Source organism: Sphingomonas sp. PAMC26645 (genome assembly GCF_004795835.1).
Taxonomy (GTDB): Bacteria; Pseudomonadota; Alphaproteobacteria; order Sphingomonadales; family Sphingomonadaceae; genus Sphingomonas.
In genome coordinates this window covers 630,396-655,791 of the sequence record NZ_CP039249.1, presented here as the reverse complement: position 1 = coordinate 655,791, position 25,396 = coordinate 630,396, and the positions used below count along the sequence as shown (strand labels likewise).

The following is a 25,396-nucleotide window of genomic DNA, read 5'->3' as shown; positions in this document are numbered from 1 at the left end:
GGTCAAACATAAGGAGGCGGATGATGGCAACGGCATTGAAGGCGATGGAACCGGCGGCAGCGACGACGACGATCAAGGACCAGGTATCGGCCGAGGAATGGGCGCTGCGCGTCGATCTCGCCGCCGCATACCGACTGGTCGCGCTGTACGGCTGGGACGATCTGATCTTCACGCATCTGTCCGCGCGCGTCCCCGGCCCCGAGCATCATTTCCTGATCAACCCGTACACGCACATGTTCGAGGAGATCACCGCATCGTCGCTGGTCAAGATCGACGTCGACGGCAACAAGGTCATGGACACCCCCGCCCCGGTCAACCGCGCGGGCTTCGTGATCCACTCGGCGGTCCACGCCGCGCGCCACGATGCGGTGGCGGTGCTGCATCTCCACACGCCGCACGGCCAGGCGGTGTCGGCGATGGCCGAGGGGCTGCTCCCGCATACGCAGACGGCGATGATCGCCGGGCACGACGTCGCCTATCACGACTTCGAGGGCATCGCGACCGAACTGGAGGAGCGCGAGCGGCTGGTGCAGGATCTCGGCACGAAGAACGCGATGATCCTGCGCAACCACGGCACGCTGACCGTCGGTGAATCGGTGCCGCAGGCGTTCCTGCGGATGTATTTCCTCGAACGCGCCTGCGAGGCACAGGTCCTGATGCTGAGCGCGGGTCGCGAGAATTTGAACAATCCGAACCAGGGCGTCGCCGAGAAGGTCGAGGGCCAATCGAGTTCGACGGGCATGCGCATGCTCGCCGACGGGCTGGCCTGGCCGGCGTTGCTACGCAAGCTCGACCGCGTCAATCCGGGCTATCGGGACTGATCGCGATTAGCTTCGGAGGGCAGCGCATGCCGCATTACGGCGATTACCAGAACGAGATCTATTTCGCCGGCCTCGCCGGTGTCGTCCCGAAGTTGCCGGTCGATTTCGCATCGCTGGAGGCTCGGGCGGCAGCGGCCTTGCCACCGTCGGTGCTCGGCTACCTGCAGGGTGGATGCGGCGACGAGTTCACGCAGCGCCAGAATGCAGATGCGTTCCGGCACTGGGGTATGACCCCGCGGATGATGGTCGATGCCACGCGTCGCGACCTGTCGATCGACCTGTTCGGGATGACGCTGCCCAGCCCGATCTTCATGAGCCCGGTCGGGATCAACGGGCTGTGCACGCAGGACGGCCACGGCGATCTCGCCGCCGCGCGGGCGGCCGCGACGACTGGCGTCCCGCTGATCCAGTCGACGCTGTCGAACGATCCGCTCGAGGACGTCGCCGCGGCGATGGGCGACGTGCCCGGCTTCTTCCAGCTCTACACGCCCAAGGACAAGCCGCTGGCCGAGAGCCTCGTCCACCGTGCCGAGGCGGCGGGATACAAGGCGATCGTCGTCACGCTCGACACCTGGGTGACCGGCTGGCGCCCGCGCGACCTGAACGTCGCGAACTTTCCGCAACTGCGCGGCCATGTGCTGGAGAATTACTTCAGCGACCCGGTCTTCCGCGCGATGCTTGCCAAGCCCCCGCGCGAGGATTTGCCCGCGGCGGTGCGGCAATGGGCCGGGACGTTCGGCAAGGTGCTGACGTGGGACGACATGCCGTGGCTGCGATCGATGACGCGCTTGCCGATCGTCCTGAAGGGGATCTGCCATCCCGACGACGCGCGGCGCGCGATCGATCTGGGGGCGGACGCGATCTACTGCTCGAACCATGGCGGTCGCCAGGCGAATGGCGGGATCGCCGCGATCGACATGCTGCCCGCGATGGTCGCGTCGAGCGGGGCGGTGCCCGTGCTGTTCGATTCGGGCATCCGGTCGGGGAGCGACGTCGTCAAGGCACTCGCACTCGGCGCCACCGCGGTCGGGATCGGTCGGCCCTACACGTACGGCTTGGCGCTCGATGGTGCGAACGGTGCGGCGCATGTGCTGAAATGCATCCTCGCCGAAGCCGACCTGCTGATGGCGGTGAACGGCTACCCGACGCTTGCTGCCGTCCGAGAGGCCGGCGCGACGCGGACGGGCCGCTAACGCGCGACGATCAGGCGGCGGTCTCGTCGAGCCGGCGCGCCTCTTCGATCAGCATTACGGGCACGCCATCGCGGATCGGGTAAGCGAGCCCGGCCGCGTCCGAAATCAGTTCCTGCGCGGGCTCGTCATAGCGGAGCGGCGTGCGCGTCATCGGGCAGACGAGGCGTTCGAGCAGCCAAGGATCCAGCGGTTTCATCGTCAAACTCCTTCACCCAGGGAAGGCGGCGCCGCGGCGGCCTGGGCAATACGACCAGACTCGCTGCCGATCTTTCGCTGCGTCGCGACGTGTTCGATCGCGGTGATCTTCTTGGGATCGAACAGATTTGCGAAGAACATCCCGATCATCATCACGACACCGTGCGCGCGCCCCTTGCTGGGCGACTTCACTGCAACGTCACCGATTCGTCGCCGTCGTGGCGGCCGAAGAACTGCATCAGCTGGATGATCAGTTCGGCGCGCTGCTCGATGTCCGGCGCTTCGAGCAGCGCCTGCTTGGCGGCCGCATCGAACGGCGCGATCTGCGCGATGCCGTTGACCAGGCTCTCGTCGTCGAGCCGGCCGACCGCGTCCCAATCGACCGCATAGCCCTGCATGTCGGCGAACCGACGCGACTCCAGTTCCAGCGACGAGCGCCGGCCAAGCGACAGCGCGTCGTCCTCGATCAACGGCAGCAACTCCGCCTCGACCTGGCGAAACGCAGTCGTAACGTCCAACTCGCGGACGATCCGGAACAGCGCGATGCCCTCAAGCACGACGTTATAGCGCCCGTCGTCGAGCGCCTCGACCTCGGCGATCTTGCCGACGCAGCCGATGTCGTACAACGCGTCCGCATCGTCATGCGGTCCGCCCCGCGGCTGGATCATCCCGATCCGCCGGTCGCGCGCCATCGCATCGCTGATCATCGCCCGATAGCGCGGCTCGAACATGTGCAGCGGCAGGTGCATGCCGGGGAACAGCAGCGCCCCCGGCAGCGGGAAGATCGACAGTCGCGTGGTGGCGCGCGGAGGAGCGGACTCGGTGGTCATCCGAACAGGATCGCAGACAGGCGGCGTCGCTGTCCAGACACCCACGGGTCTTCGAGACCGACGACCTCGAACAATTTCAACAACTGCGTCCGCGCCGCGCCCTCGTTCCAGTCGCGCTCGGTGGCGATGATGCCGAGGAACGTGTCCGCCGCCGCATCGCGGTCGTTCGCCGCCATCTGCCCGTTGGCGAGCGCGAACCGGGCCTGCAAGTCGTCGGGGTTCGCCTCGACCGCAGCCAGCAGCGGCGACAGATCCTCGACCGGAGGGGCCGACTGCGCGAGTGCGAGCGCCGCCTGTGCGCGGGCGATCGCCGGGTCCTTGGCGATCGCCGGATCGAGGTTCGTCAACCAGTCCGAGGCCTCGTCGAGCTGCCCGGTCGCGACCAATGCGCGAACGAAGCCGGCATGAACCTGCGGATGCTCGGGCGCGATCTCGGCGATCTCGCGGAAGATGCCGAGTGCGCGCTCGCCGTCATTGGCCGCGAGCGCCTCTTCACCGATCGCGATCAACGGCTCGACGTCGGGCACCGCGTCCGTAGCGCCCGCTTCGATCGGCAGCTGCTTAAGCAACTGGTCGAGGATCACGCGCAACTGCGATTCGGTGCGCGCACTGGTCATGTCGGCGACCAGCTGACCCTGGAACATCGCATAGACGGTCGGGATCGACTTGATCTGGAATTGCGCGGCGATGAACTGGTTCTTGTCGGTATCGACCTTGGCCAGCACGACGCCCTTGTCGGCATAATCCGCGGCGACCTTCTCCAGCGTCGGCGTCAGCGCCTTGCAGGGCCCGCACCATTCCGCCCAGAAATCGATGATCACGAGCTTCGTCATCGACGGTTCGACGACATCGCGACGGAACGCCTCGACGGCGTCCTTCTCCGCGGGGGACATTCCAAGCGTGGCCAAGTTCAACTCCCGTGTAATCCAGACGCGCTATCTGGGGCGCCCCCGCGGCGAATGCCACCTTTAGGATGGATGGGCATGTACGACAAACGTGCCTTGGCATTCGGCTCGCGGCGTCGAGGCGTCATTTGTCTTGCTTACGGTTCCGACATCCATGGGTGCGCATGGGCATAGATATGGCCTTCGAGACGGTGCCCCCCGAATTGGCCAGCATTTCCATCTTCAGACAAGCCACCTCCCCGGCGAAGGTCGGGGTCCAGTTGGAAAGGTCGCAGTTACGGAGCGCAGCCTCCATCAGCAGCGTTTCCCAACTGGACCCCGGCCTCCGCCGGGGAGGTGCCTCTATTCGGAGGGGGTAGGCGCCAAACCGGTCCGGGTGACAGAGCGTTCGGCGATGTTGGGCACCACACCGACAAGCGCCGATAAACCTCAATGAAAGTCGCGCGACTTGGGAAGTACCCGCACATCGCGAGGATGCGTCGCCCGCGGATGATGCGCCCGAGCATCGGGACTCCGCGTGAGGACCGGCCGGATCACCTCGTCCACCCGCGCGAGCGGCGGCTCCAGCGCGTGATCCTCCGACAACAGCCGCAACATCTCGGTGCGATCCTGAACCCGCGAGGTCATCAGGTGCGTCACGCCTTCTTCGCTACGCTGGATCACGCCTTCCAGCACCATCAGCCGCGATGCCATCACCGCGCGGCGGTTCGCCTCGAAATCGCGCGCCCACATCAGCCCGTTGGTGATCCCGGTCTCGTCCTCGATCGTCACGAAGATCGCATTGCCCTTGCCCGGCCGTTGGCGAACCAGGACGACGCCAGCCACCTTTGCGCGGCGCCCGTCCTTGGTCGCATTGGCCTGCGCACTCGAAAGGATTCCTTCGGCGGCAAAGCGTTCGCGGAGGAACTGCATAGGATGCGCCTTCAACGACAGCCGCGTCGTCTGGTAATCCGCCGCGACCTGCTCGGACAGCGGCATCGCCGGCAGATGCGCGTCAGGCTCCACGCCAAGCTCGGGCACCTCTGCCGCCGCAAACAACGCAAGCTGCTTGGGCGGTGTCCGGCGCACGTCCCACAAAGCCTCGCGCCGCTCCTTCGCGACCGACCGGAACGCATCCGCATCGGCCAGCAGGTTCATCGCCCGCTGGGGCAGGTTCGCGCGCCGCGCCAGATCCTCGATACTAGCGAACGGCGTGGTCCGAACGCGAACGATCTCGTCGGCCCAATCCTTCCGAAACCCATCCACCTGCCGAAACCCAAGCCGCAAATCCTCCCCGGCACGGGGAGGGGGACCATCCGCAGGATGGTGGAGGGGGGGCGCCGCAGACGCTCCGCCTGGAAGGGTGGTGCTCCCATCCGCGCCGCCCGTAACAGGATCACCCGCCAGCGATACGTCCGCGGAAGCCCCCCTCCACCCCGCTTCGCGCGGTCCCCCTCCCCGTACCGGGGAGGATAGGCTGCTATCCCACCCACTCGCATTCACATCGACCGGCAGCACCGTCACCCCGTGCTCGACCGCATCGCGCACCAGTTGCGCCGGCGCATAAAACCCCATCGGCTGCGAATTGAGCAACGCGCAACAGAACACCGCCGGATGGAAGCATTTGATCCACGACGACACATACACCAGCCGCGCGAACGACAGCGCATGGCTCTCGGGGAACCCGTACGATCCAAACCCCTCGATCTGCTTGAAACAGCGTTCCGCGAACTCGGCCTTGTACCCACGGCCGACCATCCCGCCGATCAGCTTGGCGTGGAAATTGTCCATGCCGCCAACCTTGCGGAACGTCGCCATCGACTTGCGCAACTGGTTCGCCTCGTTCGGCGTGAACCCCGCCGCGACGATCGCCAGCTTCATCGCCTGTTCCTGGAACAACGGCACGCCATAGGTGAATCGGAGCAGTTGCTTCAGTTCGTCGGCCGGCCCGAACTTCGGATCGGGCGAGGGATATTCGGCCACCTCCTTGCCGCTGCGTCGCCGCAGATACGGATGCACCATGTCGCCCTCGATCGGCCCGGGCCGGACGATCGCCACCTGCACAACCAGATCGTACAGCTCGCGGGGTCGCAACCGCGGCAGCATGTTGATCTGCGCCCGGCTCTCGACCTGGAACACGCCGATACTGTCGCCCTTGCACAGCATGTCATAGACCCGGTCGTCCTCGGCGACTGCGATCGTATCGAGCAGGTGATCGCCGAGCCCGTGAAGACGCATCAGGTCGAAGCTCTTGCGGATGCACGTCAGCATCCCGAGCGCGAGGATATCGACCTTCATCAGCCCGAGAGCGTCGATATCGTCCTTGTCCCACTCGATGAAGGTGCGCTCCTCCATCGCGCCGTTATGGATCGGCACCATCTCGTCGAGCCGCCCCTGCGTGAGCACGAACCCGCCGACGTGCTGCGACAGATGCCGCGGAAATTCGAGCAGCCGGTCGACCATCTCGCGCAACCGAGCGATCTCCGGATTGTCGACGTCGAAGCCGGTTTCGGCAAAGCGCTGTTCCTGGAACCGGCTCGAGAAACTGCCCCACACCGTGCTCGTCAGACGCTGCGTCACGTCCTCGGTCAGCCCGAGCGCCTTGCCGACCTCGCGCACCGTGCTCTTGGGCCGATAATGGATGACGGTCGCGGCGATCGCGGCGCGGTCGCGGCCATAGCGGCGATAGATATACTGCATCACCTCCTCGCGCCGCTCATGCTCGAAATCGACATCGATATCCGGCGGCTCGTCGCGCTCGCTCGACACGAACCTTGAGAAGAGCAGGTCGTATTTCATCGGATCGACCGACGTGACGCCGAGCAGGTAACACACCACCGAGTTGGCGGCGGACCCGCGCCCCTGGCACAGGATCGGCGGATCCTGCGCCCGCGCGAACCGGACGATGTCGTGCACGGTCAGGAAGTAATAGGCGTATTCGCGCTCGCGGATCAGCGCGAATTCCTCGTGGAGCAGCGCCCGCATCTTTTCCGGCACGCGGTAGTCATAGCGTTCCAGCGCGAGCTGCCAGACATGATGCTCGAGCCAATCCTGCGCCTCCCAGCCTGCCGGAATGGGTTCGTGCGGATATTCGTATTTGAGATCGTCGAGCGAGAACGCGATCCGCGACAGCAACCGCGCACTCTGCGCCACCGCATCGGGGCGATCGCGGAACAGCCGGGCGATCTCCTCCTCGGGCTTCAGATGCCGCTCGCCGTTCGCGGCCAGCAGGCGCCCGGCCTTGTGGATCGTCGTGCGCTCGCGGATGCAGGTGACGACATCGTGCAGGTCGCGGTCGTCGGTATAGGCATAGAGCGCGTCGGTGGTCGCGAGCACGGGAACGCCCGCCGCATCGGCGATCCGCCCCAACCGCGCCAGCCGCCGCCGATCGCGACCGCCCCGCGGCATCGTCACGCCCAGCCAGATCGAGTCCGGCCCCAGTCGCTTCACCGCCTTGAGGATCGTCCGCAGATCACGCTCGCCGCTCACAGGCAGGGCGTCCCCATCGGGCAGCGGCGACACCGGCGTCGCACCGCGGGCGCTGCTTTCGGGCATGACGACCAGCATCATGTCGGCATGATGCGCGATCAGGTCGCCGAGCCCCAGGATGCAGCCGCCCTTCTCGGCGCGCCTGTTGCCGACCGTCAGCAACCGGGTCAGTCGTCCCCAGCCGCGTCGGGTCGAAGGGTAGGCGACGATGTCGGGCGTGCCGTCCTCGAAGACCAGCCGCGCACCGACCACCAGTCGGAAATCGATCGGCGGCATCGCCATGCCGAGCAGGCCGTCGCGAGCCTTCTTCAAGGCCTGGTGCACGCGGACCACCCCCGCAACGGTGTTGCGATCGGCGATGCCGATACCGCCAAGCCCCAGTTCCACCGCGCGCCCGACCATGGCGCCCGCATCGCTCGCCCCGTCGAGGAACGAGAAATTGGTCGCGGCGACGAGTTCGGCGAACCTTGTCATGGCGCCGCGCCGCTCACGCGAAGACGCCGTGGAGATACCAGCGCGGCGCCTCCATCTCGGAATACAAGCCGTGGCGGAAGATCCAGAAGCGGCGGCCGCGGCGGTCCTCGATGCGGTAGTAATCACGCGTCGGAATGTCCTGCCGCCGCCACCATTCGCCCGCGATCCGCTCCGGGCCTTCGCTATGCGCCACGTCGTGGACGGTACGGCGCCAGCGGAAACGGTGCGGCGGCCCGTCGGGAACCTCGGCCATCATCGATTCGATCGGTTGCGGCGGATCGAACAGGTAGATCGGACGCAGCGGCGGTTCGCCCGTCTCCGGCGCAGTCCAGGGCGTCGGGGCGGGCGCCTCGGCGGCGGGCAGCATCAGCTCCGCCTGCTCGGGGATATGGCTGTCGCGCGCCGAGAACCGGCGTACCCGCGCCCGCCCCAGTCGCGTGCCAAGCTGGTCGACGAGTTGCGCGACCTCACCCTTCTGCGCCTCGCCGCCCTCCAGCTTCAACTGCGACGCATCGAGCTTCTCCGCGAGCGCAACGTCGAGCCGGACGAGATCATAGCCGAACCCCGGATCGAGCGGGTCGGCGAGGCTGTCGATCCGTTCGCGGAACAACCGCATCAACAGCGCCACGTCGCGCGTCGGCTGGCCGGTCTCGATCCGCAGCCGCTGGACGAGGCCGTCGGCACGGAAGAGGCGCGCCTCCCACCGTCGGCCGCCTTCGTGGCGGTCGGCAAGCTGAGCCGCGGCTTCGGTGGCGAGTTCGGCGAGCATCTCCAGTGCGTATTCGGTACGCGCGATCGGTTCGGCGAAGCGACGCTCGACACCGATCTTGGCCACCGTGCGACGCGCGATGATCGGCCCCTTCACCGACCCGTCGAGCCGGCGGATCATCATCGCCGCCTCCTCGCCGAACCGAGCCGCGATCGTTGCGAGCGGTCGCGCCATCACGTCGCCGACCGTCTTCAGCCCCGCGCGCGACAAGGCAGTCGTCGCATCCTCGTCGAGGCCCAGCGCCGCCACCGGCAACCGCTTCACCGCACGCTTTTCATCCGGAGCCGGCGCCCCCGCATACCGCGCCAGCGCCCGCGCCGTATCGGGCGTATCGCCAAACGCGTGACGCACCAACAGCCCCCGGCGTGCAAGGCGCTCCTCCAGATCGGCGGCCAATCGCCGCTCGCCTTCGAACTCGTGCACGCACCCGGCAATATCGAGGATCAGCCCATCGGGTTCGTCGAGCGCCACCGAGGGCGTGTATCGCTGGCACCCGTCCGCGAGCCGCTCGAGCCATTCGTGATCGGCATGCGCGTCATGCTCGTACACCTCCAGTTCGGGCACCCGCGCCCGCGCATCCGCCAGCGTCAGCCCCGGCTGGAGCCCCGCCCGCACCGCCTCGCGGTCCAGCGCCTTCAGCCGCACCCCGCCCGAGACCGTCTCGACGAACGCGATCGGCGTCTCAGCCCGTCCGACGAACAAATGCGGCCGCATCGTCCGCAGCCGCTCGATCGGCAGCCACGGAAACACCAGCGCCAGGTAACGCCGCGGAATCGTCAGAGGCGAAGGCGGTTTGGTCGAAGATATGCGCGTCACGGTCCCACTCCACACGCCAGCGAAGCCCTGCCTGGCCTCCGCGTCGACGCAGCAATTCGATGTCGAAGGCAGGTTTGCCCGGTGCGTCGGCTTCCAGCGGTCGCGAGCGACATGCGGCAACCTGCCAGCGCGATGCAGCCGCACTCGGCACCGGTTCGGCACCGATGCGCAGGCTGAGAATGGTGACGCCCGAGGCTTCGGCCGCCAGCATCAGCCGCCGCGTCGCAGTCAGGTCGATCCCCGGTGCGCGGCCCCAGGATTCGATCAGCAACGTACCCAACCCGTGGCACCGCGCGGCATCGGCGGCAGCCCGCAGCAAGCTCGCCTCGTCCTCGACCAGCCCCAGCACCAGCGACGTCACGTCGAGCCCCATCTCGACCAGCCCGGTCGCGTGCAGCCGCCCGCCCTGCCGCTCGCTCGCCTCGGTGCGCAGCCACATCACCGGCGCCGCCTTTGCCGCCAACACCGAAGCGATCGCAAACCCCGCGCCACTCGCCGAATCGTCGACCGTCGCGAAAATCTCGTGGAGTTGCGCCTTCGCCATCCCCTGCGTCAGCCACGCATCGTCCGCACGGCCATCACCCTGAGTCGGCATCCCCGTCGTGGCAATCCGCTTCAGGCGGGCTATCAAGGCAAGCGACTCGTTCACAATTGTTCTTGTAATGTTCTAGTGCCAGAGTCGCCAAGCGGAATCTCGTTTGCATCGAATTTCACGCGAAAGTCGAAAAGGCGCTTGCCGTCCCCGAAACACCGGGCTAACAGCGCGCCTCACCCAGTCACCGTGTCGCTTCAGACCGGAGACATAGGCGCCAGAGCGGGCGTAGCTCAGGGGTAGAGCACAACCTTGCCAAGGTTGGGGTCGAGGGTTCGAATCCCTTCGCCCGCTCCAGTTTTCTCAGGAAAACAGCGGTCCAGCGCGAGGCGACGGAGCCTCAGCCTTTTGATCCACCATCTTAATCACCGTCACTACGCATGGCGTTTCTCATGCGGTCGCCTTACGCTCGGTGCATGGCAATCCCTCGGCGCGCGCGTCACCCGTTGATCCTGTCGGCCCTGCTGCTGGCCGCCCCTTCCTCGGCCACCCCCGTTTCGGCGCCCCCCGACATGCAGCGGTGGCAGGCGCAGGCCAAGCGCGTGACGATCACCCGCGACGACTGGGGCATCCCGCATATCAAGGGTCGGTCGGATGCCGATGCGGTGTTCGGAATGATCTATGCACAGGCGGAGGACGATTTCCCGCGCATCGAGGCGAATTACCTGACCGCGCTCGGCCGGACCGCCGAGGCGGCCGGCGCTGACGTAGGAGAGGACGCGATCTGGGCGGATCTTCGCCAGCGGCTGTTCGTCGATCCGCCCACGCTGAAGGCGGACTATGCTGCCAGCCCGCCATGGTTGCGCACGCTGATGCAGGCCTGGGCGGATGGTCTGAACTATTATCTCGCGACGCACCCGCAGACAAAGCCCCGCGTGCTGACCCGGTTCGAGCCGTGGATGGCGCTCAGCTTCACCGAAGGCAGCATCGGCGGCGATATCGAGCGGATCTCTCTCAGCGACCTGAAGACCTTCTACGGCCAGCCGACCCCGCCGACGCCGGAGGAACTGGGGATGATCCCGCGCGAGCCGTCCGGCTCCAACGGCATCGCCATCGCGCCCCGGCTGACCGCGAACGGTCACGCGCTGCTGCTCATCAATCCGCACACCAGCTTCTATTTCCGGTCCGAGGCGCAGATGACTAGCGACGAGGGGCTGAACGCATATGGCGCCAGCACCTGGGGCCAGTTCTTCGTCTACCAGGGCTTCAATCCGAAGGCCGGGTGGATGCACACCTCGGCGACGGTCGACAACGTCGACGAGTTCGCCGAACGGGTCACGCGGCGTGGCGGCAGCTATGCCTATCGCTACGGAACGGCCAGCCGGCCGGTCATCGCACGCACTGTTACGCTGCGAGTCCGCCAGCCCGATGGGACGATGGCCGAGCGCAGCTTCACCACCTATCGCACGCATCACGGCCCGATCGTCGCCTCCAAGGCCGGCAAATGGATCGCCACCGCGCTGATGTGGCGCCCGGTGCCCGCGCTCGAGCAAAGCTATCTGCGGACCAAGGCGACCGATCTCGCGGGCTACATGAAGGTCGCGGCGTTGAAGGCGAATTCGTCGAACGACACGCTGTTCGCCGACAGCAAGGGCGAGATCGCGTTCCTGATGCCGCAGTTCATGCCGGTTCGCGACGATCGCTTCGACTATACCCGCCCGGTCGACGGCAGCGACCCCGCGACCGACTGGCGTGGCCTGCATACGCTCCCCAGCCTGCCGAGCGTGCTCAACCCGCGCATAGGGTGGGCGCACAACACCAACGACTGGCCGTGGAGCGCGGCGGGGCCGGACAGCCCCAAGGCGGCGGATTATCCGCGCTACATGGACCAGGTCGGCGGCAATGCGCGCGGCGTCCATGCCGACCTGTTGCTGACGGGGAAGACCGGCTGGACACCCGACACGCTGCGAGCCGCCGCGTTCGATCCCTATCTCCCCGCCTTTGCGCGATTGCTGCCCGGACTGGTCGCGGCATGGGACGCACTTCCCGCCAGCGATCCGCGTCGCGCCGCGCTTGCCGCACCGATCGCGCTGCTCAAGGGCTGGGACCATCGCTGGGCCTATGATTCCACCGCGACCAGCCTCGCGGTCTTCTGGGGCGACCAATTGTGGCGCGAGGTCGGCAGCTTCGCGCAGGCGGAGAGGCTGAACGTCCCCGACTATATCGCCAAGCGGGTCGGCCCGGATGCGAAGCTCGCCGCGCTGAGCACGGCCGTCGCCCGGCTCAAGCAGGATTTCGGCGACTGGCGGACGCCGTGGAAGGACATCAACCGCTTCCAGCGGCTCGACGATTCGATCGCACCGCATTTCGACGACAGCCGCGCCTCGACCCCTGTGCCGTTCACCTCGGCGCAGTGGGGCAGCCTCGCGTCGTTCGGCGCGAAGCCGTGGCCGGGGACGAAGCGCTATTACGGCACCAGCGGCAACAGCTTCGTCGCGGTGGTCGAGTTCGGCGCGCGGGTGAAGGCGATGGCGGTCATGGCCGGCGGCCAGAGCGGCGACGTCCGATCGCCGCATTTCGCCGACCAGGTATCGCGCTACGCCGAGGGACGGTTGCGGCCGGTCTATTTCCATCCCGACGAACTCGCGGGGCACGTCGAACGAACCTATCGACCGGGTTACTGATCTACCGCATATCCAGCGATGTCGGTGCTTGCGGCGCCACCCAAGCTATTGCACGGACTTGATATGCCTGACGCCCCTCCCCTTCTCGCGGTCCGTGCGCTCGGTAAGTCGGTACCGGGGCCGCGGCGGTTGTTCCGGCATCTGGATCTGGAGGTCGGCGCGGGCGAACTGGTCGCGATCATCGGCGAATCGGGGGTCGGCAAATCGACTCTGCTGAATATCCTCGCCGGCCTGGACGAGGCGGACGAGGGCAGCGTGGCGATCGACGGCATCGACCTCGGCACGCTCGACGAAACCGCGCGGACCCGGTTGCGGCGTGAGCGGATCGGCTTCGTCTTCCAGGCCTTCCACATCCTCCCCTATCTGACGCTGCGCCAGAACGTCGCGCTACCGTTGGCGCTCGTCTCGCCGGACAACGTCGCGGCATCGACGCGCGCCGAAGAGATGCTCGATGCAGTCGGCCTGGACGGTCGCGGCGACGGCTATGCGCGGGATCTGTCGGGGGGCGAGTTGCAGCGCGTGGCGATAGCCCGTGCGCTCGTCCACCGCCCCGCGCTGATCCTCGCGGACGAGCCGACCGGCAACCTCGATCCGGAGACCGCGGCGCGCGTGCTGTCGCTGTTCGCCGACGCGGTGCGCGGCAATGGCGCGGCGGGCGTGATGGTGACGCATTCGGACGCGAGCGCGGCGATCGCCGACCGCGTGCTGACGCTGGGCGCCGAAGGACTGGTGGAGCGGCGTGGCGCCTGAGATAGGCCTGAAGTCCGGGTCCGGGCTCTGGTCGGGACGTCTCGGACTCGGCTGGCTGATCGCGGGCGAGTGGCGGTTCCACCCTGCCCGCTTCCTGTTGACGGCGGTCGCGATCGCGGTCGGCGTGGCGCTCGGCTTTGCGGTGCATCTCGTCAACGGTTCGGCGCTGGCGTCGTTCGATGGCGCCATGCGCGGCGTCAGCGGAGCCGCCGAACTGTCGGTCCGCGCGACCAGCCCGCTCGGCTTCGACGAACGCCTCTATCCCCGCGTCGCGCGTGCCGATGGCGTCGGCGATGCCAGCCCGGTGCTGCGCCTCGATGCACGGATCGGCAAGGCGCGCCTGACCCTGCTGGGCGTCGACGTGATCCGGGCGGCTACGGTCACGCCGTCGCTGATCGGCATCCGCCCGCGTGGTCCCGATACCGGCAACGATACGGCGTTCGACGAGTCCGCGCTGTTCCTGTCCCGCGCGGCGCTGACCCAGGTCGGCGCCAAGATTGGGACGCAAGTGGTCGTCGTCGCCAATGGCCGGTCGGTGCCGCTGCGGGTTGCAGGCACGCTGCCGGCGACGGACGATTCGACCGCGGTCGGCGTCATGGATATCGCCGCGGCACAGTGGCGGTTCGGGCGTCTTGGGCGGATCGATCGGCTCGACCTGGCGCTATCGGATCGCGCGATCGCGGAGCCGGCGTTGCGCGCGATCCTGCCCGCGGATGCGATCCTGTCGACCACCGAGACGCAGAACGCGCAAGGCGATGCCCTGTCGCGCGCGTACCGCGTCAATCTCGACATGCTGGCGCTGGTCGCGCTGCTGACCGGCGGTTTCCTCGTCTATTCGGCGCAGTCGCTATCGGTGGTGCGGCGGCAACGCGCGTTCGCCCTGCTCCGGACATTGGGCATGCCGCGCGCCGGGATCATCGCCGCGGTCGTGATCGAGGGGCTCGCGATCGGACTGGTCGGCGCCGCGGCGGGATTGGCGGCAGGATACGGCCTGGCATGGGCGGCACTCCACTGGTTCGGCGGCGACCTCGGTGCGGGCTATTTCGGTGGCAGCACCGCGCGCGTCGTGATCCAGCCCGGCGCCGCGATCGGGTTCTTCGCGCTCGGCCTGCTCGCGGCGATCCTGGGCAGTGCGTTGCCGGCGCGCGTTGCAGCGCGGGCTGCACCTGCCGCCGCACTCAAGAACGCCGGCGACGTACTCGATCCGCGGCGGCCGGTCGCATGGTGGCCCGCCGCCGCGTTGCTCGTCGCAGGCGGTGCAGCGTCGCTGCTACCAGCGATCGCCGGGCTGCCGCTGTTCGGTTTCCTGGGGATGGCGCTGATGCTCGCGGGCGGCGTCGCGGGCGTGCCGTGGTTCGCGCGCACGCTGCTGACCCCGCTGGCAAGGCGGACGCGGGGCAGCGTGCCCGGGCTGCTCGCGGTCCGCCATCTCCACGGAGCGCCCGGCGAGGCGGCGACCGCATTGTGCGGGATCGTCGCCTCGACCGCGCTGATGATCGCGATGGCGACGATGGTGACCAGCTTCCGCGGCGCGGTCGACGAGTGGCTCAACCAGGTGCTCGGCGCGGACCTGTATCTGCGCACCACCGCTGGCGCGACGTTCGATCCGGCGACCCGCACGCGTATCGCAGGCACGCCGGGTATCGCCCGCCTCGCCTTCAGCCGCCAGATCCCGCTGACCATCGCCGCGGATCGGCCACCCATCAGCCTGATCGCGCGACCCGAGCGCGGTGGCCGCGATCCGTTGCTGGTGCTGATCGATCGCGGACCGCCGGTGCCGAAGGATGCGCTGCCGATCTGGGTCTCCGAGCCCGCACACCGCCTGTACGGCTGGGATACGGGCGAGCGCATCACGCTGCCGATCGCCGGTCGCACGCAGTTCACGGTCGCCGGCATATGGCGCGACTACGGACGCCAGGCGGGCGCGGTGCTGATCGACGAGGGCGACTACCAGCGCCTGACGGGCGACGATCGCCGCGACGAGATTTCCGCGACGATCCTGCCCGGTGCGGATCCGGCCAAGGTCGCGCGCGCGATGACAGATCGCCTGCCCGCCGACCTGCGCCCCCAGGTCGAGGTCGGCCAGCCGGCGACGCTGCGCAAGCTCGCGCTGACGCTGTTCGATCGCAGTTTCGCGGTCACCTATCTGCTGGAGGCGGTGGCGATCCTGGTCGGGCTGGCGGGCGTGGCGGCAACGATGTCGGCGCAGACGATCGCACGCGAACGCGAGTTCGGGATGTTGCGGCATCTCGGCCTCACCCGCGGCCAGCTCACCAGGATGCTCGCCACCGAGGGCGCGATCGTCGGCCTCACCGGCGCGCTCGCGGGGATCGGGCTCGGCCTGGTCCTGTCGCAAGTGCTGATCCACGTCATCAACCCGCAGTCGTTCAACTGGACGATGACCACCCGCATCCCGCTCGGTACGCTGATCGGCGTCGCGACCGCGCTGACGGGTGCTGCGGCGGCGACCGCGATGCTGGCGGGGCGGCGCGCGACGGCGAAGAGCGCGGTACAGTCGGTGCGGGAGGATTGGTGATGCTGCGACCTTGGGCCCTGCTCGGCTGGATCGCCGCGATCGGAGTCGCCGCGCCCGCCGCCACGCCGCCCAGCCCCTATCCGGTCGTGCGGCCGGGGATCAGCTTGCGTTTCCCCGCGGATCACGGCGCGCACTCGGCGTTCCGCACCGAATGGTGGTACGTCACCGGCTGGTTGCGGACCGAGGATGGCAAGGATCTCGGATTCCAAGTGACGTTCTTCCGCACGCGCCCGCCGGTCGATCCGCGCAACCCGAGCCGGTTCGCCGCACGCCAGGTCCTGTTCGCGCACGCCGCGCTGTCCGATCCGACCACGGGCAAGCTGCTCCACGGCGAGCAGGCGGCACGCCAGGGCTTCGGTCTCGCGCAGGCGCGGACGGGCGATGCCGACGTCGCGATCCGTGACTGGCGGTTGCGCCGTGCAGGCAATGGCCGCTGGACGACGCATGTAAACGCGGAGGGCTTCGGCCTCGCGCTCGACTTCCAGCCGACCCAGCCTCCTCTGCCGCAAGGAATCGGAGGTTATAGCCGCAAGGGACCCCGCCCCGAGGAAGCGAGCTATTATTACTCGGTGCCGCATCTCCGCGTGACGGGCCGCGTCCGCAAAGGCGGCGGAACGGTCGCAGTAACCGGCGAGGCGTGGCTGGACCGCGAATGGTCGTCCAACTACCTCGCCCCCGCCGCGCAAGGCTGGGACTGGACCGGGCTCAATTTCGACGACGGCTCAGCGCTGATGGCGTTCCGCATCCGGCGCAAGGGCGGCGGTACGGTCTGGACGGGCGGCTCGCTCCGTCGCGCCGATGGCAGCATGACGGTGTTCGGCCCCAACGACGTCGCCTTCCGCCCGCTCACGACATGGCGGAGCAAGGCGACCGGCGCGCTCTACCCGGTCTCGCAGGAACTGAGCGTCCGTATCGCCGGCGGCATCCAGCGCTGGCGCCTCGTGCCGATGTTCGCCGCGCAGGAACTCGACGCCCGACGCAGCGGCCTGCCGGTCTATTGGGAGGGCGCCGTTCGCACCCGCGGCGGTCGCGGCTATCTCGAACTCACCGGCTACGAGCGCGCGCTGGAGATGTGAGCGCGCAAAATTTGCGGCGGCGGCGGACGAAACGCGTGCCAGCGCGTTGAGGTCGCTCGAACCGAAACGGGAGAGGACCGGGTTTGCCGCATTTTCTGGTTGCCGAAAGCGAGACCGCGGACGAGCGCGAGGCACGTCGTCGCCATGCCGGAAAAAGCTCGGGCGAAACCCCCGCGTCGACGCTTCGTCAGCTCCGTCCCGATGCCGAGATCACGATCGTCGCACCCGCCGACGACGATGCGCAGGTCTATGAGACCAACGCGCTGGGCCTGTTCGACGCGGTGTTCATCACCGGATCGCCGCTCCACGTCTATGACGACAGCCCGGAGGTCCGACGCCAGTTGACCTTCATGCGATCGGTATTCGCATCGGGCACGCCGTCGTTCGGATCCTGTGCCGGGCTGCAGCTCGCGGTCGCCGCCGCCGGTGGGAAAGTCCGCAAGATGCCGCAGCGGATGGAGGCCGGGATCGCCCGCCGCATCACGCCGACCGACGCCGGCCGCGATCACCCGCTGCTCGCCGGCCGTGCGGCGAGCTGGGACGCCCCCGCGATCCACGGCGACGAGGTCGAGACGCTTCCCGCCGACGCGACCCTGCTCGCGAGCAACGCCGTCACGACGATCCAGGCCGCCGAGATCCGCCACGACGGCGGGATTTTCTGGGGCGTGCAATATCACCCCGAACTCGCGCTCGGCGAGATCGCGGTGGCGTTGCGCCGCCAGGCCGAGGACATCGTCGAAGCCGGGCTTGCGGAGACGACCGACGACGTCGAGCACCGCGCGGATCAGCTCGATGCGCTCCACCACGATCCCGACCGCCGCTCGCTGCTATGGGCGCTCGGCGTCGACCGCGAGTTCGCCGACGAAGCGCGCCGCCGCACCGAACTGAACAATTTCCTCGATCACCTCGCGGACATCGACGCCAGCGATCGCGCGCACGCCGCATCGCCCGACCTGTGTCCCGCCTGACCTTTTGACCCGCAACTAGGAGCGACCAATGTCCACCACCCTCAAGGCAAAGTTCGATACCCGCCGCGAAGCCGAGATGACCGTCGAGCGCCTGGTCCAGGAGCAGGGCATCGAGCGGACCGACATCTTCATCACCACCGACGGCGCAGACAACAGCGTCGGTGACGAGAAGGCCGGTTCGGATACCGAAGGCAAGGACCCGACGCCGGAGTCGCGTGACGATGCCGCCCTTGAAGGCAAGATCGTCGTCTCGGTCGACATCGCGGACGATGCGCGCGCCGCCGAGGTCAAGGCCGCGTTCAAGGAATTCGACGCGAGCGATATCCAGGGCTGATAGCCGATCGAGGTACGGCGCTCACCACGCCGTACCTCGCCACCGCTCAGTGCGGGGCAAGTCTCCGGAACGTTTCCAGGACCACGGCTTCCATGATCGGTTTGTCGAGCACTTCGGCCGGCGGTTCGCAAGGCACGCAGGCTTCGGGCGTTCCGGTGATGAACATCACGGGTATGTTCCCGTGCGCAGCGATGATCCTTTGTACCGCCAGCGGCCCGGTTCCCTCGCGAAGTCGGACGTCGGAAACGATCATGTCCGGGATATGCGCCCCTGCGGCCACGACCGCATCGGTCTCGCAATCCGCCTGATCATAGGATGTCGCGCCGGCTTGCTGGATCAGGCTGATGATATGGTCCGCGATTAGCCAGTCGTCTTCGATCACAAGTACGTGGCACATTTGGGTTTCCCGGTAAACTCAGGGTCCCTCAACGCGCCGGATGCCAGTCGGGCCCAGTCTTCACATAGATTAAGTTAAATAACTTAACTTTGTTTTGGTGTACTCTGACCGTTATCCACCGTCGCAAACCAGTCCGCATAGGGCGTCGTGCGCGCCATGTGCCGGTTGAGATCGGGCGCGCCATCGGTCCACCATACCGGACCGCGCTCGCCCAGACCGTGCTTCGCCGCATCCACGGCGGCCCGCGCAGCCGCCTCCGCTGCGCCATCGCCATCCCGCTTCGCCGCGGCCACGCCTCGCCGGCCGTCCATCAACGCCGCAACCAGTCGCACGCGGTCGTCTTCGGCCAAGCCGGGGTTCGCGGTCCGCCAGAGCCGTCCGCGCACCACGATATAGCGCCCGTCGGGGGTCGTCAGCGGGGGCGGTTTCGGCATCGACGTGAGCGAGCCTAGAGCGGCGCGTCGATCGTGAAGACGACGCCGGTGTCGCGATATTCGATCCGGGCGGTGCCGCGCATGTGCTGCGCCAGCACCCGTTCGATCATCCGCGATCCAAAGCCGGTACGCGTCGGCGTGGTGACCACCGGGCCGCCGGTCTCTTCCCACATGAAGGCCAGCCGGCGCCCGCCCTCGCCGATGCCGACGCTCCATGAAATCGTGACATGCCCGCCCGCGACGTGGAGCGCGCCATATTTGGCGGCATTGGTCGCCAGTTCGTGAAGCGCCATCGACAAGGCGAGCGTCACGCGCGGCTCGAGCCGGACGTGCGGCCCCTCGACCGAGAACAGGCGACCGCCGCCGTCGTCGAACGGCGCCATCACCCCGGTCACGATATCCGCGATCGTCGCGCCCTCGACCTCGTCGCGCAGCAACAGGTCGTGCGCGACCGCCAGCGATCCGATCCGCGCCCCGATCGTGTCGCGCGCCTCGGACATCGAGGCTGCATCGCGCAACGTCTGGTTGACGATCGCGCTGACCGTCGCGAGCGTGTTCTTGACCCGGTGCGTCAACTCGCCCGCCAGCAGCGCGCGGTGTTCCTCGGTCCGCTTGCGCTCGGTGATGTCGGTCGAGAAGCCGGTCATCGACAGCGCCGTGCCATCCGCGCGCGTCAGCAATTCGCCGCGGATCGCGACCCAGCGCACTTCGGCCGTAGGCGTCACGATGCGGTATTCGATGTCGTAGTCGCACCCCGTCGCGATCGTCTCCTGGATCGCCTCGACGACGCGCGCGCGATCCTCCGGATGGATCGTTTCGAGGAACTCGGGATAGCCGAACGCCGCGCCCGGATCATAGCCGAAGACGATCTTGCAGCCGTCCGACGCGTCGAGATGCTGGCTGGCGGGATCGAAGGTCCATGCGCCCAGCCGCCCCGCCTTCAACGCGAATTGCAGCCGCGCGGCGCTGTCGGCGAGCCGAACCTGAGTCTCCGCGGCGGACGCCTCGAGTTCGCGCTGCTCGGCCTCCAGCAGCGCGAGCGTTTCGCGTTCGAGCGTCACGTCGTGCTGGGACGCCACGTAATAGCGAAGATGCCGGCTGCGATCGAACACCGGCGCGACCAGCAACCGGTTCCAGAACGGCGTCCCGTCCTTGCGGTGGTTGAGCAGGTCGATCTCAAGTCGCTCGGACCGCCCGATCGCATCCCGCAGCCGCGACACGTCCTCGGGATACGTTTCCGGCCCTTGCAGGAACCGGCAATTCCGCCCGACCACCTCGTCGCGGGCATAGCCGGTCAGGCGCTCGAACGCCGCGTTCACGTGAATGATCGGGTTGTCGGGAAGCGTCGGATCGCTGATCGCCATAGGCAGGATCGCTTCGTTGAACCCGACCACGAAAGGATCCGCCGCGTCGAGCGAACGGCCGAATGCCGCCAGGATCAGCGTATGATCGGCATCCTCGTCCCGCAAGGACGTCTGGTTCTTACTCTGTTCTAAGCAAGTATTTGCTACCCAAAGTCTTGCACGTCGACAATAGCATACCGTCATTGCGCCGAAGCATTTCCACCGCCGGTGTGCGTGGCGGGAGAACGCACGAACGCAACGCGCTCGCGCTGCGCATCTGCCGATACGCCGTCAGGCGGCGATCCGTGCGACGGCGGCCGACTCTCCACCGATCGGGCTCGAACCCATGCCCACCGCCGCTGGCACGAGGGTGTCGACCGCATCGGTGAACGGCACGACCGGCCGCCCGACCAGATAGCCCTGCGCCGCGTCGCACCCGATCGAGCGCAGCAATTCGAGCTGTTCGCGCGTCTCGACTCCCTCCGCATGCGTCAGGACGCCGAGTTCCTGGCCGATCGCGACGGTCGCGCGCAGCACCGCCATGCACCGCGCGTCGGAGCCCGCCTCGATCACGAAGCTCCGGTCGATCTTGATCCGGTCGAACTGGAAATCGCGCAGATGCGCGAGCGACGACTGGCCGGTGCCGAAATCGTCGAGCGCGACCTTGATCCCGGTCCGGCGGATTCGCGCCAGCATCGCCGCCGTGCGCGCGGCGTCGTCGATCAGCGCGGTCTCGGTGATCTCGACCTCGACCCGCTCCGCCGCGACACCGTGGACCAGGATCGCCTGCGTCAGGTGGTGCAGCAGCGCGTCCGACTTCAGCTGTCCCGCCGACACGTTGATCGCGACGTGGAGGTGCGACGACCAGCCCGCCAGCTGGCGGCACGCTTCCATGATCACCCACCGGCCGATTTCCTCGATCAGGCCGCAATCCTCGGCGATCGGGATGAAGGTATCGGGCGAGATCCAGCCGCGCGTCGGGTGGTTCCAGCGGATCAGCGCCTCGTATCCCGTCGTGATGCCCGACGACAGCGCCACCACCGGCTGGAACGCGAGCGAGAAACCGCCGTTCTGCACCGCCTCGTACAGGTCGTCGGTGATGTGCTGCCGTTCGACCAGGCGCTCGGCAAGGCCCGAGACATAGGGTTGCGCACGCCGGCGCCCGCGTCGCTTCGCCTCGTACAGCGCCATATCGGCGCGTTTCATCAGTTCGTCGGGGGTCAGGTCGTTGGCAAACCCGGCGATGCCGATGCTGCATCCGGGCAGCAGCCGGCGTTCGTCGATGATCACCGGCGCGCTCAGCCGGACGACGATCGTGTCGGCCAGCGCGGTCGCCGCATCGCCGAGCTGCGTGGCGATGATCGCGATCTCGTCGCCGCCCATCCGCGCGACGAAGCTGTCGTCGGGCAGCAGGCTCGTCAGCTCGGCCGCGACATGGATCAGCAGCGTATCGCCGACCGCATGGCCATACACATCGTTGATCCGCTTGAAATCGTCGAGGTCGATCAACAGCAGCGAGAACGGCTTGCCCAGACCGATCCGCGCCTCCTTCTCCTCGCGCAGCGCGCGGCGGTTGCGCAGTCCGGTCAGCGGATCGTGATAGGCGAGATGCGTGAGGTTATCGAGCGCACGGCGTTCGGCGCTGACGTCGTTGAACGTCAGCACGATGCCCTGTCGCGGGATCGACCGGCACTGCATCTGATAGGTGCGGCCATCCTCCATCTCGCACTCGCGGTCGAAGTCGTCGTCGAGCTGCACCCACTGCTTCATCGCGCCCCCGACCAGCGTACGCTTTTCCGCCGCCCAGCCGCGGCAGGCGGCGATGACGTCGAGGAACTGGTCGATCGTCAGCCCTGGGCCGATCGCGTCGACCGGCGTGTTGAACAGGTCGAGGAAGCGCCGGTTGAAATGACGCAGGCGGCCTTCGCGGTCGATGAACACCAGCCCGTCGGACATGCTCTCCATCACCGACTTCAGCGTCTGCGCCTCCTCCTCGCGCGTCGTCTTGAAGCGCGCGAAGGTCAGCAGGCTGCCGAGGCACGTGACCGACACCGCGAAGGTCATGCAGGCCGCGACCAGCCCCGGCGACAACACGCTGCCGGGCACGTCGTTGATGCTGCCGAGGACGAGGTCACCCGACAGCGACAGGAAATGCGTGACGCAGATCGACAGCGCGAACACCAGGCACCCGATCGGCCGCGAGCGCGACCAGTCACGGTTGATCTGCCAGGAAGACAGCAGCAACGTCCCCATGATCAGCCCGGCGACGTTGGTTGGCCACGAAAACACGTGGATACAGTCGGTCATGCCGGTGATGCCGACCGCGTGCATGCACCAGATCCCCGCCCCCGCCGCACCCGCGGCGACGATCCGCCCCTTGTGCGACCGCAACCGCGTGATCGCGACGATCGGCACGCCGACGGTCAGGATCCCGACCAGCGCCGACACCGTCGTCACGAACGGGTCGTACCGCAGCAGCAGGTCGGGTCGGTATGCGAGGATGGCGATGAAGTGCGTCGCCCACACCCCCAGCCCGGCGGCCAGCGCCAGCGCGCCGTGACGCCAGCCGAACGGCTCGCGTTGCGCCGCGTTGGCCATGTCGGTGGTCAGCAGCGACACCGACCAGCTCGCGGTCAGGCAGATGCCGATCGCGACGACGACCAGATAGCCGGAGTGCTGGAAATGGAGATTGAAAAGAGTGGGTAGCATGGTCGCTCGGTCGTTTTTTCCCGAGTGACACGAACACCTTAACGAAAAGGCACGCGCCGCTGCCCGCGTGTTGAGCCGCGTTGATGCAGGTTACTCGTTCGCGTGAAAGAACCGCAGGATCACGCTCGTGCCACTGGCCACCTCGCCGAACGCCACGGTCGCGTTGAGGCGAGTCGCCGCCGACCGCACGATCGCCAGGCCGAGGCCGCTTCCCTCCGGACTCCCGGGCGCGCCGAGCCGGACGAACCGGTCGAACGCCATCTCGCGCTGGTCGATCGGTATCCCCGGCCCATCGTCGACCACCGCGATCGTCGTCTCCGACGGCGTCGTCCGGAGCCTCACCGACACGGTGCCGCCGCGCCGGTTATAGCGAATGCCGTTGTCGATCAGGTTCGATACGATCTCGAAGATCAGCGTGCGGTGGCCGGGAACGACGTGGCTGACCTCCGGGTCACCCTCGATCGTCAGGTCGATGCCGGCTTCGATCGCGCGGTTGATCTGTCGCGTGATGACCGCGGCCGCCACTTCGCGCAGGTCGACCGCCTCGAGGGGCGCGGACACCCCGGCCTCCTCGGCGCGCGCCAACGCCAGCAACTGCGTCACCAGGCGTTCGAGACGTATCACCGCGTCGGCGATCTCGTCGAGCGCGACGCTGCGTTCGGGACCCGAGCCGCGGCGGGCGAGTGCGACCTGGACCTTCAGCACCGACAGCGGCGTGCGCATCTGATGCGAGGCGTCGGCGGTAAAGCGGCGGACGCCGACGGTCGCGGTGTCGAGCTGCGCCAGCAGGCGGTCGAATGCGCCAGCCAGCGGGCGGAGTTCGCTCGGGAGCGGGCCTGTGTCGAGTGGCGAGAAATCGGGGCGGGCGCGGCCGTCTCGTGCTTCGACGGCACCGCGCAGGCGGGCGAGCGGGCGGAGGCTCCAGCCTAACGCAGGCCGGATGAGCAACGCCGCGGCACCGACGAGGACGCATTCACCGATCAGCAGCGCGAGCATCAGCCGACGGGTGAGCGCACCGCGGTTGTCGAGCGTCTCGGCGATCTGGACGATCACGGGCTTGTCGATACGGGGAAGCGAGCGGCGGACTTCGGCGATGCGGATCTGCTGGCCGCGGTAACGCGCGAAGCGATAGCGCGGCACGTCGATGTCGAGCGTGGCGGGATCGGGCGCCGGCAGATCCGCATAGCCGGTGAGCAGGTCCTGCCCAACGGCTACGCGGTAATAGACGTTGTCGCGTTCTGTATTCTCCAGCATCCCGAACGCGGCGGACGGCAGGTCGAGCGTCACCTCGCCGCGTTCGACCTGCACCGTCTCGGCGATCGCACCAAGCGCACCACCGAGTACGCGATCGTTGGTACGCCGGACGACGTCGGCGATCAGTGTCGCACCGACCACGCCGATCAGGATCGCCGCCGCCAGCAACGGCCCGAGCACCGCGACCAGCAGGCGCGTACGCAGCGCTGGGGTACGCGTCTCAGACGGCATCGAGCATGTAGCCGACCCCGCGGACGGTGCGGATACCGGGGCCGTCGGGCGCTAGCTTGCCGCGGAGGCGCGTGACATGGACCTCGATCGCGTTGTCGCCGACTGGCTCGTCGAACCCGAACACCTCGCCGATCAGCAACGCGCGGGGGACAACGCGGCCGGCTCGGGTTGCAAGTGCCTCCAGCACCGCGCGCTCCCGCCGACGCAGATCAAGCGCACGACCGGCGATGTCCGCGTCGCCGGTCGAGCGGTTGATCGTCAGCGTACCGACACTGAGCACCGGCAGCGGATCGCCGCCCCGCCGCCGTCCCAGCGCCCGAACGCGCGCCTCCAGCTCTTCGGGATCGAACGGCTTCCGCAGATAATCGTCGGCGCCGAGATCGAGCCCGCGCACGCGGTCGTCGAGCGCATCGCGTGCGGTCAGCATCAACACCGGCACCCGCTCACCGCGCCGCCGCAGCGTCTCCAACACGGTGAACCCGTCGATGCCCGGCAACCCGACGTCGAGGATCACCAGCGCATACGGCTCCCCCGCCACCACCGACAACGCGTCCTCGCCCGTCGCCACGTGATCGACCGCATTACCGCCCGCACGCAGCAACGCCGCGATGCTGCGCGCCAACGCCGCGTCGTCCTCGATCAGCAGGATGCGCATGAAAAACCATGAAAGGTTGGTG

The 25,396-nt window shown here is 67.8% G+C and carries 21 protein-coding genes and 1 tRNA gene; 9 read left to right on the top strand and 13 right to left on the bottom strand.

Annotation, left to right across the window (positions count from 1 at the left end; translation table 11 throughout):
• The first annotated feature begins 23 nt into the window (after positions 1–23).
• Complete coding sequence (locus tag E5673_RS03180; RefSeq protein ID WP_136188907.1) at positions 24–821, top strand: class II aldolase/adducin family protein; 798 nt, start codon at positions 24–26, stop codon at positions 819–821.
• Positions 822–847: 26 nt separating this feature from the next.
• A complete protein-coding gene (locus tag E5673_RS03175) occupies positions 848–2,014 on the top strand; it encodes an alpha-hydroxy-acid oxidizing protein (protein WP_136188906.1) in 1,167 nt (388 codons plus the stop codon).
• Between the two features lie 10 nt (positions 2,015–2,024).
• Here E5673_RS03175 and E5673_RS03170 read toward each other — a convergent pair whose 3' ends face one another.
• The 7 genes from E5673_RS03170 to E5673_RS03145 form a co-directional block, all read right to left on the bottom strand.
• Positions 2,025–2,210 carry a Trm112 family protein gene (locus E5673_RS03170; RefSeq protein WP_136188905.1) on the bottom strand — a complete coding sequence of 62 codons (186 nt, stop codon included), beginning with the start codon at positions 2,208–2,210 and terminating at the stop codon, positions 2,025–2,027.
• A gap of 2 nt (positions 2,211–2,212) precedes the next feature.
• Complete coding sequence (locus tag E5673_RS19580; RefSeq protein ID WP_247599547.1) at positions 2,213–2,362, bottom strand: hypothetical protein; 150 nt, start codon at positions 2,360–2,362, stop codon at positions 2,213–2,215.
• A 35-nt stretch (positions 2,363–2,397) separates the two neighbouring features.
• On the bottom strand, positions 2,398–3,039 hold the full coding sequence (locus E5673_RS03165) for an LON peptidase substrate-binding domain-containing protein (protein ID WP_056064511.1): 642 nt from the start codon (positions 3,037–3,039) through the stop codon (positions 2,398–2,400).
• A complete protein-coding gene (locus E5673_RS03160) occupies positions 3,036–3,932 on the bottom strand; it encodes a tetratricopeptide repeat protein (RefSeq protein WP_056064508.1) in 897 nt (298 codons plus the stop codon). The genes E5673_RS03165 and E5673_RS03160 overlap by 4 nt, the downstream gene beginning before the upstream one ends.
• Positions 3,933–4,373: 441 nt before the next feature.
• On the bottom strand, positions 4,374–7,886 hold the full coding sequence (locus tag E5673_RS03155) for an error-prone DNA polymerase (protein WP_136188904.1): 3,513 nt from the start codon (positions 7,884–7,886) through the stop codon (positions 4,374–4,376).
• Positions 7,887–7,899: 13 nt separating this feature from the next.
• Positions 7,900–9,369, bottom strand: coding sequence for a DNA polymerase Y family protein (locus E5673_RS03150; protein WP_247599655.1), 1,470 nt, complete (start codon positions 9,367–9,369; stop codon positions 7,900–7,902).
• Positions 9,338–10,120: a hypothetical protein gene (locus tag E5673_RS03145; RefSeq protein ID WP_136188903.1), complete on the bottom strand. Its 783-nt coding sequence runs from the start codon at positions 10,118–10,120 to the stop codon at positions 9,338–9,340. Before E5673_RS03145 ends, E5673_RS03150 begins: the two co-directional genes overlap by 32 nt.
• 165 nt (positions 10,121–10,285) lie before the next feature.
• Here E5673_RS03145 and E5673_RS03140 point away from each other — a divergent pair.
• The 7 genes from E5673_RS03140 to E5673_RS03110 all read left to right on the top strand — a co-directional run bounded on the left by E5673_RS03140 (position 10,286) and on the right by E5673_RS03110 (position 18,351).
• A tRNA-Gly gene (locus tag E5673_RS03140) sits at positions 10,286–10,360 on the top strand.
• 119 nt (positions 10,361–10,479) lie between these two features.
• Positions 10,480–12,687 (top strand): penicillin acylase family protein, encoded by a 2,208-nt coding sequence (locus E5673_RS03135; protein WP_136188902.1) that lies wholly within the window; start codon positions 10,480–10,482, stop codon positions 12,685–12,687.
• A gap of 63 nt (positions 12,688–12,750) precedes the next feature.
• Positions 12,751–13,437, top strand: a complete 687-nt coding sequence (locus tag E5673_RS03130) for an ABC transporter ATP-binding protein (protein WP_247599546.1) — start codon at positions 12,751–12,753, stop codon at positions 13,435–13,437.
• On the top strand, positions 13,427–15,973 hold the full coding sequence (locus tag E5673_RS03125) for an ABC transporter permease (protein WP_136188900.1): 2,547 nt from the start codon (positions 13,427–13,429) through the stop codon (positions 15,971–15,973). Before E5673_RS03130 ends, E5673_RS03125 begins: the two co-directional genes overlap by 11 nt.
• Complete coding sequence (locus E5673_RS03120) at positions 15,973–17,049, top strand: carotenoid 1,2-hydratase (RefSeq protein WP_136188899.1); 1,077 nt, start codon at positions 15,973–15,975, stop codon at positions 17,047–17,049. The genes E5673_RS03125 and E5673_RS03120 overlap by 1 nt, the downstream gene beginning before the upstream one ends.
• An 83-nt stretch (positions 17,050–17,132) precedes the next feature.
• Complete coding sequence (locus E5673_RS03115; protein WP_136188898.1) at positions 17,133–18,017, top strand: type 1 glutamine amidotransferase; 885 nt, start codon at positions 17,133–17,135, stop codon at positions 18,015–18,017.
• Between the two features lie 28 nt (positions 18,018–18,045).
• Positions 18,046–18,351 carry a hypothetical protein gene (locus tag E5673_RS03110; protein WP_136188897.1) on the top strand — a complete coding sequence of 102 codons (306 nt, stop codon included), beginning with the start codon at positions 18,046–18,048 and terminating at the stop codon, positions 18,349–18,351.
• 46 nt (positions 18,352–18,397) lie between these two features.
• Here the strand turns inward: E5673_RS03110 and E5673_RS03105 are convergent, their stop codons facing one another.
• From E5673_RS03105 to E5673_RS03080, 6 genes are all read right to left on the bottom strand, one after another.
• Positions 18,398–18,748: a response regulator gene (locus tag E5673_RS03105; RefSeq protein WP_136188896.1), complete on the bottom strand. Its 351-nt coding sequence runs from the start codon at positions 18,746–18,748 to the stop codon at positions 18,398–18,400.
• Between the two features lie 83 nt (positions 18,749–18,831).
• Entirely contained in the window at positions 18,832–19,182 is a 351-nt protein-coding gene (locus E5673_RS03100) for a hypothetical protein (RefSeq protein ID WP_136188895.1), read from the bottom strand.
• A 14-nt stretch (positions 19,183–19,196) separates the two neighbouring features.
• Positions 19,197–20,651, bottom strand: a complete 1,455-nt coding sequence (locus E5673_RS03095) for a PAS domain-containing protein (protein ID WP_247599545.1) — start codon at positions 20,649–20,651, stop codon at positions 19,197–19,199.
• A 165-nt stretch (positions 20,652–20,816) separates the two neighbouring features.
• Positions 20,817–23,234 (bottom strand): EAL domain-containing protein, encoded by a 2,418-nt coding sequence (locus E5673_RS03090; protein WP_136188894.1) that lies wholly within the window; start codon positions 23,232–23,234, stop codon positions 20,817–20,819.
• 90 nt (positions 23,235–23,324) lie between these two features.
• A complete protein-coding gene (locus tag E5673_RS03085) occupies positions 23,325–24,719 on the bottom strand; it encodes a sensor histidine kinase (RefSeq protein WP_136188893.1) in 1,395 nt (464 codons plus the stop codon).
• Positions 24,709–25,374, bottom strand: a complete 666-nt coding sequence (locus tag E5673_RS03080; protein WP_210731796.1) for a response regulator transcription factor — start codon at positions 25,372–25,374, stop codon at positions 24,709–24,711. The genes E5673_RS03085 and E5673_RS03080 overlap by 11 nt, the downstream gene beginning before the upstream one ends.
• Positions 25,375–25,396: the final 22 nt, after the last annotated feature.

Bases quoted from the DNA above. Each gene is read 5' to 3' on its own strand.
- E5673_RS03180 (WP_136188907.1), top strand. From the start codon at position 24: ATGGCAACGGCATTGAAGGCGATGGAACCGGCGGCAGCGACGACGACG.
- E5673_RS03175 (WP_136188906.1), top strand. From the start codon at position 848: ATGCCGCATTACGGCGATTACCAGAACGAGATCTATTTCGCCGGCCTC.
- E5673_RS03170 (WP_136188905.1), bottom strand. From the start codon at position 2,210: ATGAAACCGCTGGATCCTTGGCTGCTCGAACGCCTCGTCTGCCCGATG.
- E5673_RS19580 (WP_247599547.1), bottom strand. From the start codon at position 2,362: ATGATGATCGGGATGTTCTTCGCAAATCTGTTCGATCCCAAGAAGATC.
- E5673_RS03165 (WP_056064511.1), bottom strand. From the start codon at position 3,039: ATGACCACCGAGTCCGCTCCTCCGCGCGCCACCACGCGACTGTCGATC.
- E5673_RS03160 (WP_056064508.1), bottom strand. From the start codon at position 3,932: ATGTCCCCCGCGGAGAAGGACGCCGTCGAGGCGTTCCGTCGCGATGTC.
- E5673_RS03155 (WP_136188904.1), bottom strand. From the start codon at position 7,886: ATGACAAGGTTCGCCGAACTCGTCGCCGCGACCAATTTCTCGTTCCTC.
- E5673_RS03150 (WP_247599655.1), bottom strand. From the start codon at position 9,369: ATGCGGCCGCATTTGTTCGTCGGACGGGCTGAGACGCCGATCGCGTTC.
- E5673_RS03135 (WP_136188902.1), top strand. From the start codon at position 10,480: ATGGCAATCCCTCGGCGCGCGCGTCACCCGTTGATCCTGTCGGCCCTG.
- E5673_RS03130 (WP_247599546.1), top strand. From the start codon at position 12,751: ATGCCTGACGCCCCTCCCCTTCTCGCGGTCCGTGCGCTCGGTAAGTCG.
- E5673_RS03120 (WP_136188899.1), top strand. From the start codon at position 15,973: ATGCTGCGACCTTGGGCCCTGCTCGGCTGGATCGCCGCGATCGGAGTC.
- E5673_RS03110 (WP_136188897.1), top strand. From the start codon at position 18,046: ATGTCCACCACCCTCAAGGCAAAGTTCGATACCCGCCGCGAAGCCGAG.
- E5673_RS03105 (WP_136188896.1), bottom strand. From the start codon at position 18,748: ATGTGCCACGTACTTGTGATCGAAGACGACTGGCTAATCGCGGACCAT.
- E5673_RS03100 (WP_136188895.1), bottom strand. From the start codon at position 19,182: ATGCCGAAACCGCCCCCGCTGACGACCCCCGACGGGCGCTATATCGTG.
- E5673_RS03090 (WP_136188894.1), bottom strand. From the start codon at position 23,234: ATGCTACCCACTCTTTTCAATCTCCATTTCCAGCACTCCGGCTATCTG.
- E5673_RS03085 (WP_136188893.1), bottom strand. From the start codon at position 24,719: ATGCCGTCTGAGACGCGTACCCCAGCGCTGCGTACGCGCCTGCTGGTC.
- E5673_RS03080 (WP_210731796.1), bottom strand. From the start codon at position 25,374: ATGCGCATCCTGCTGATCGAGGACGACGCGGCGTTGGCGCGCAGCATC.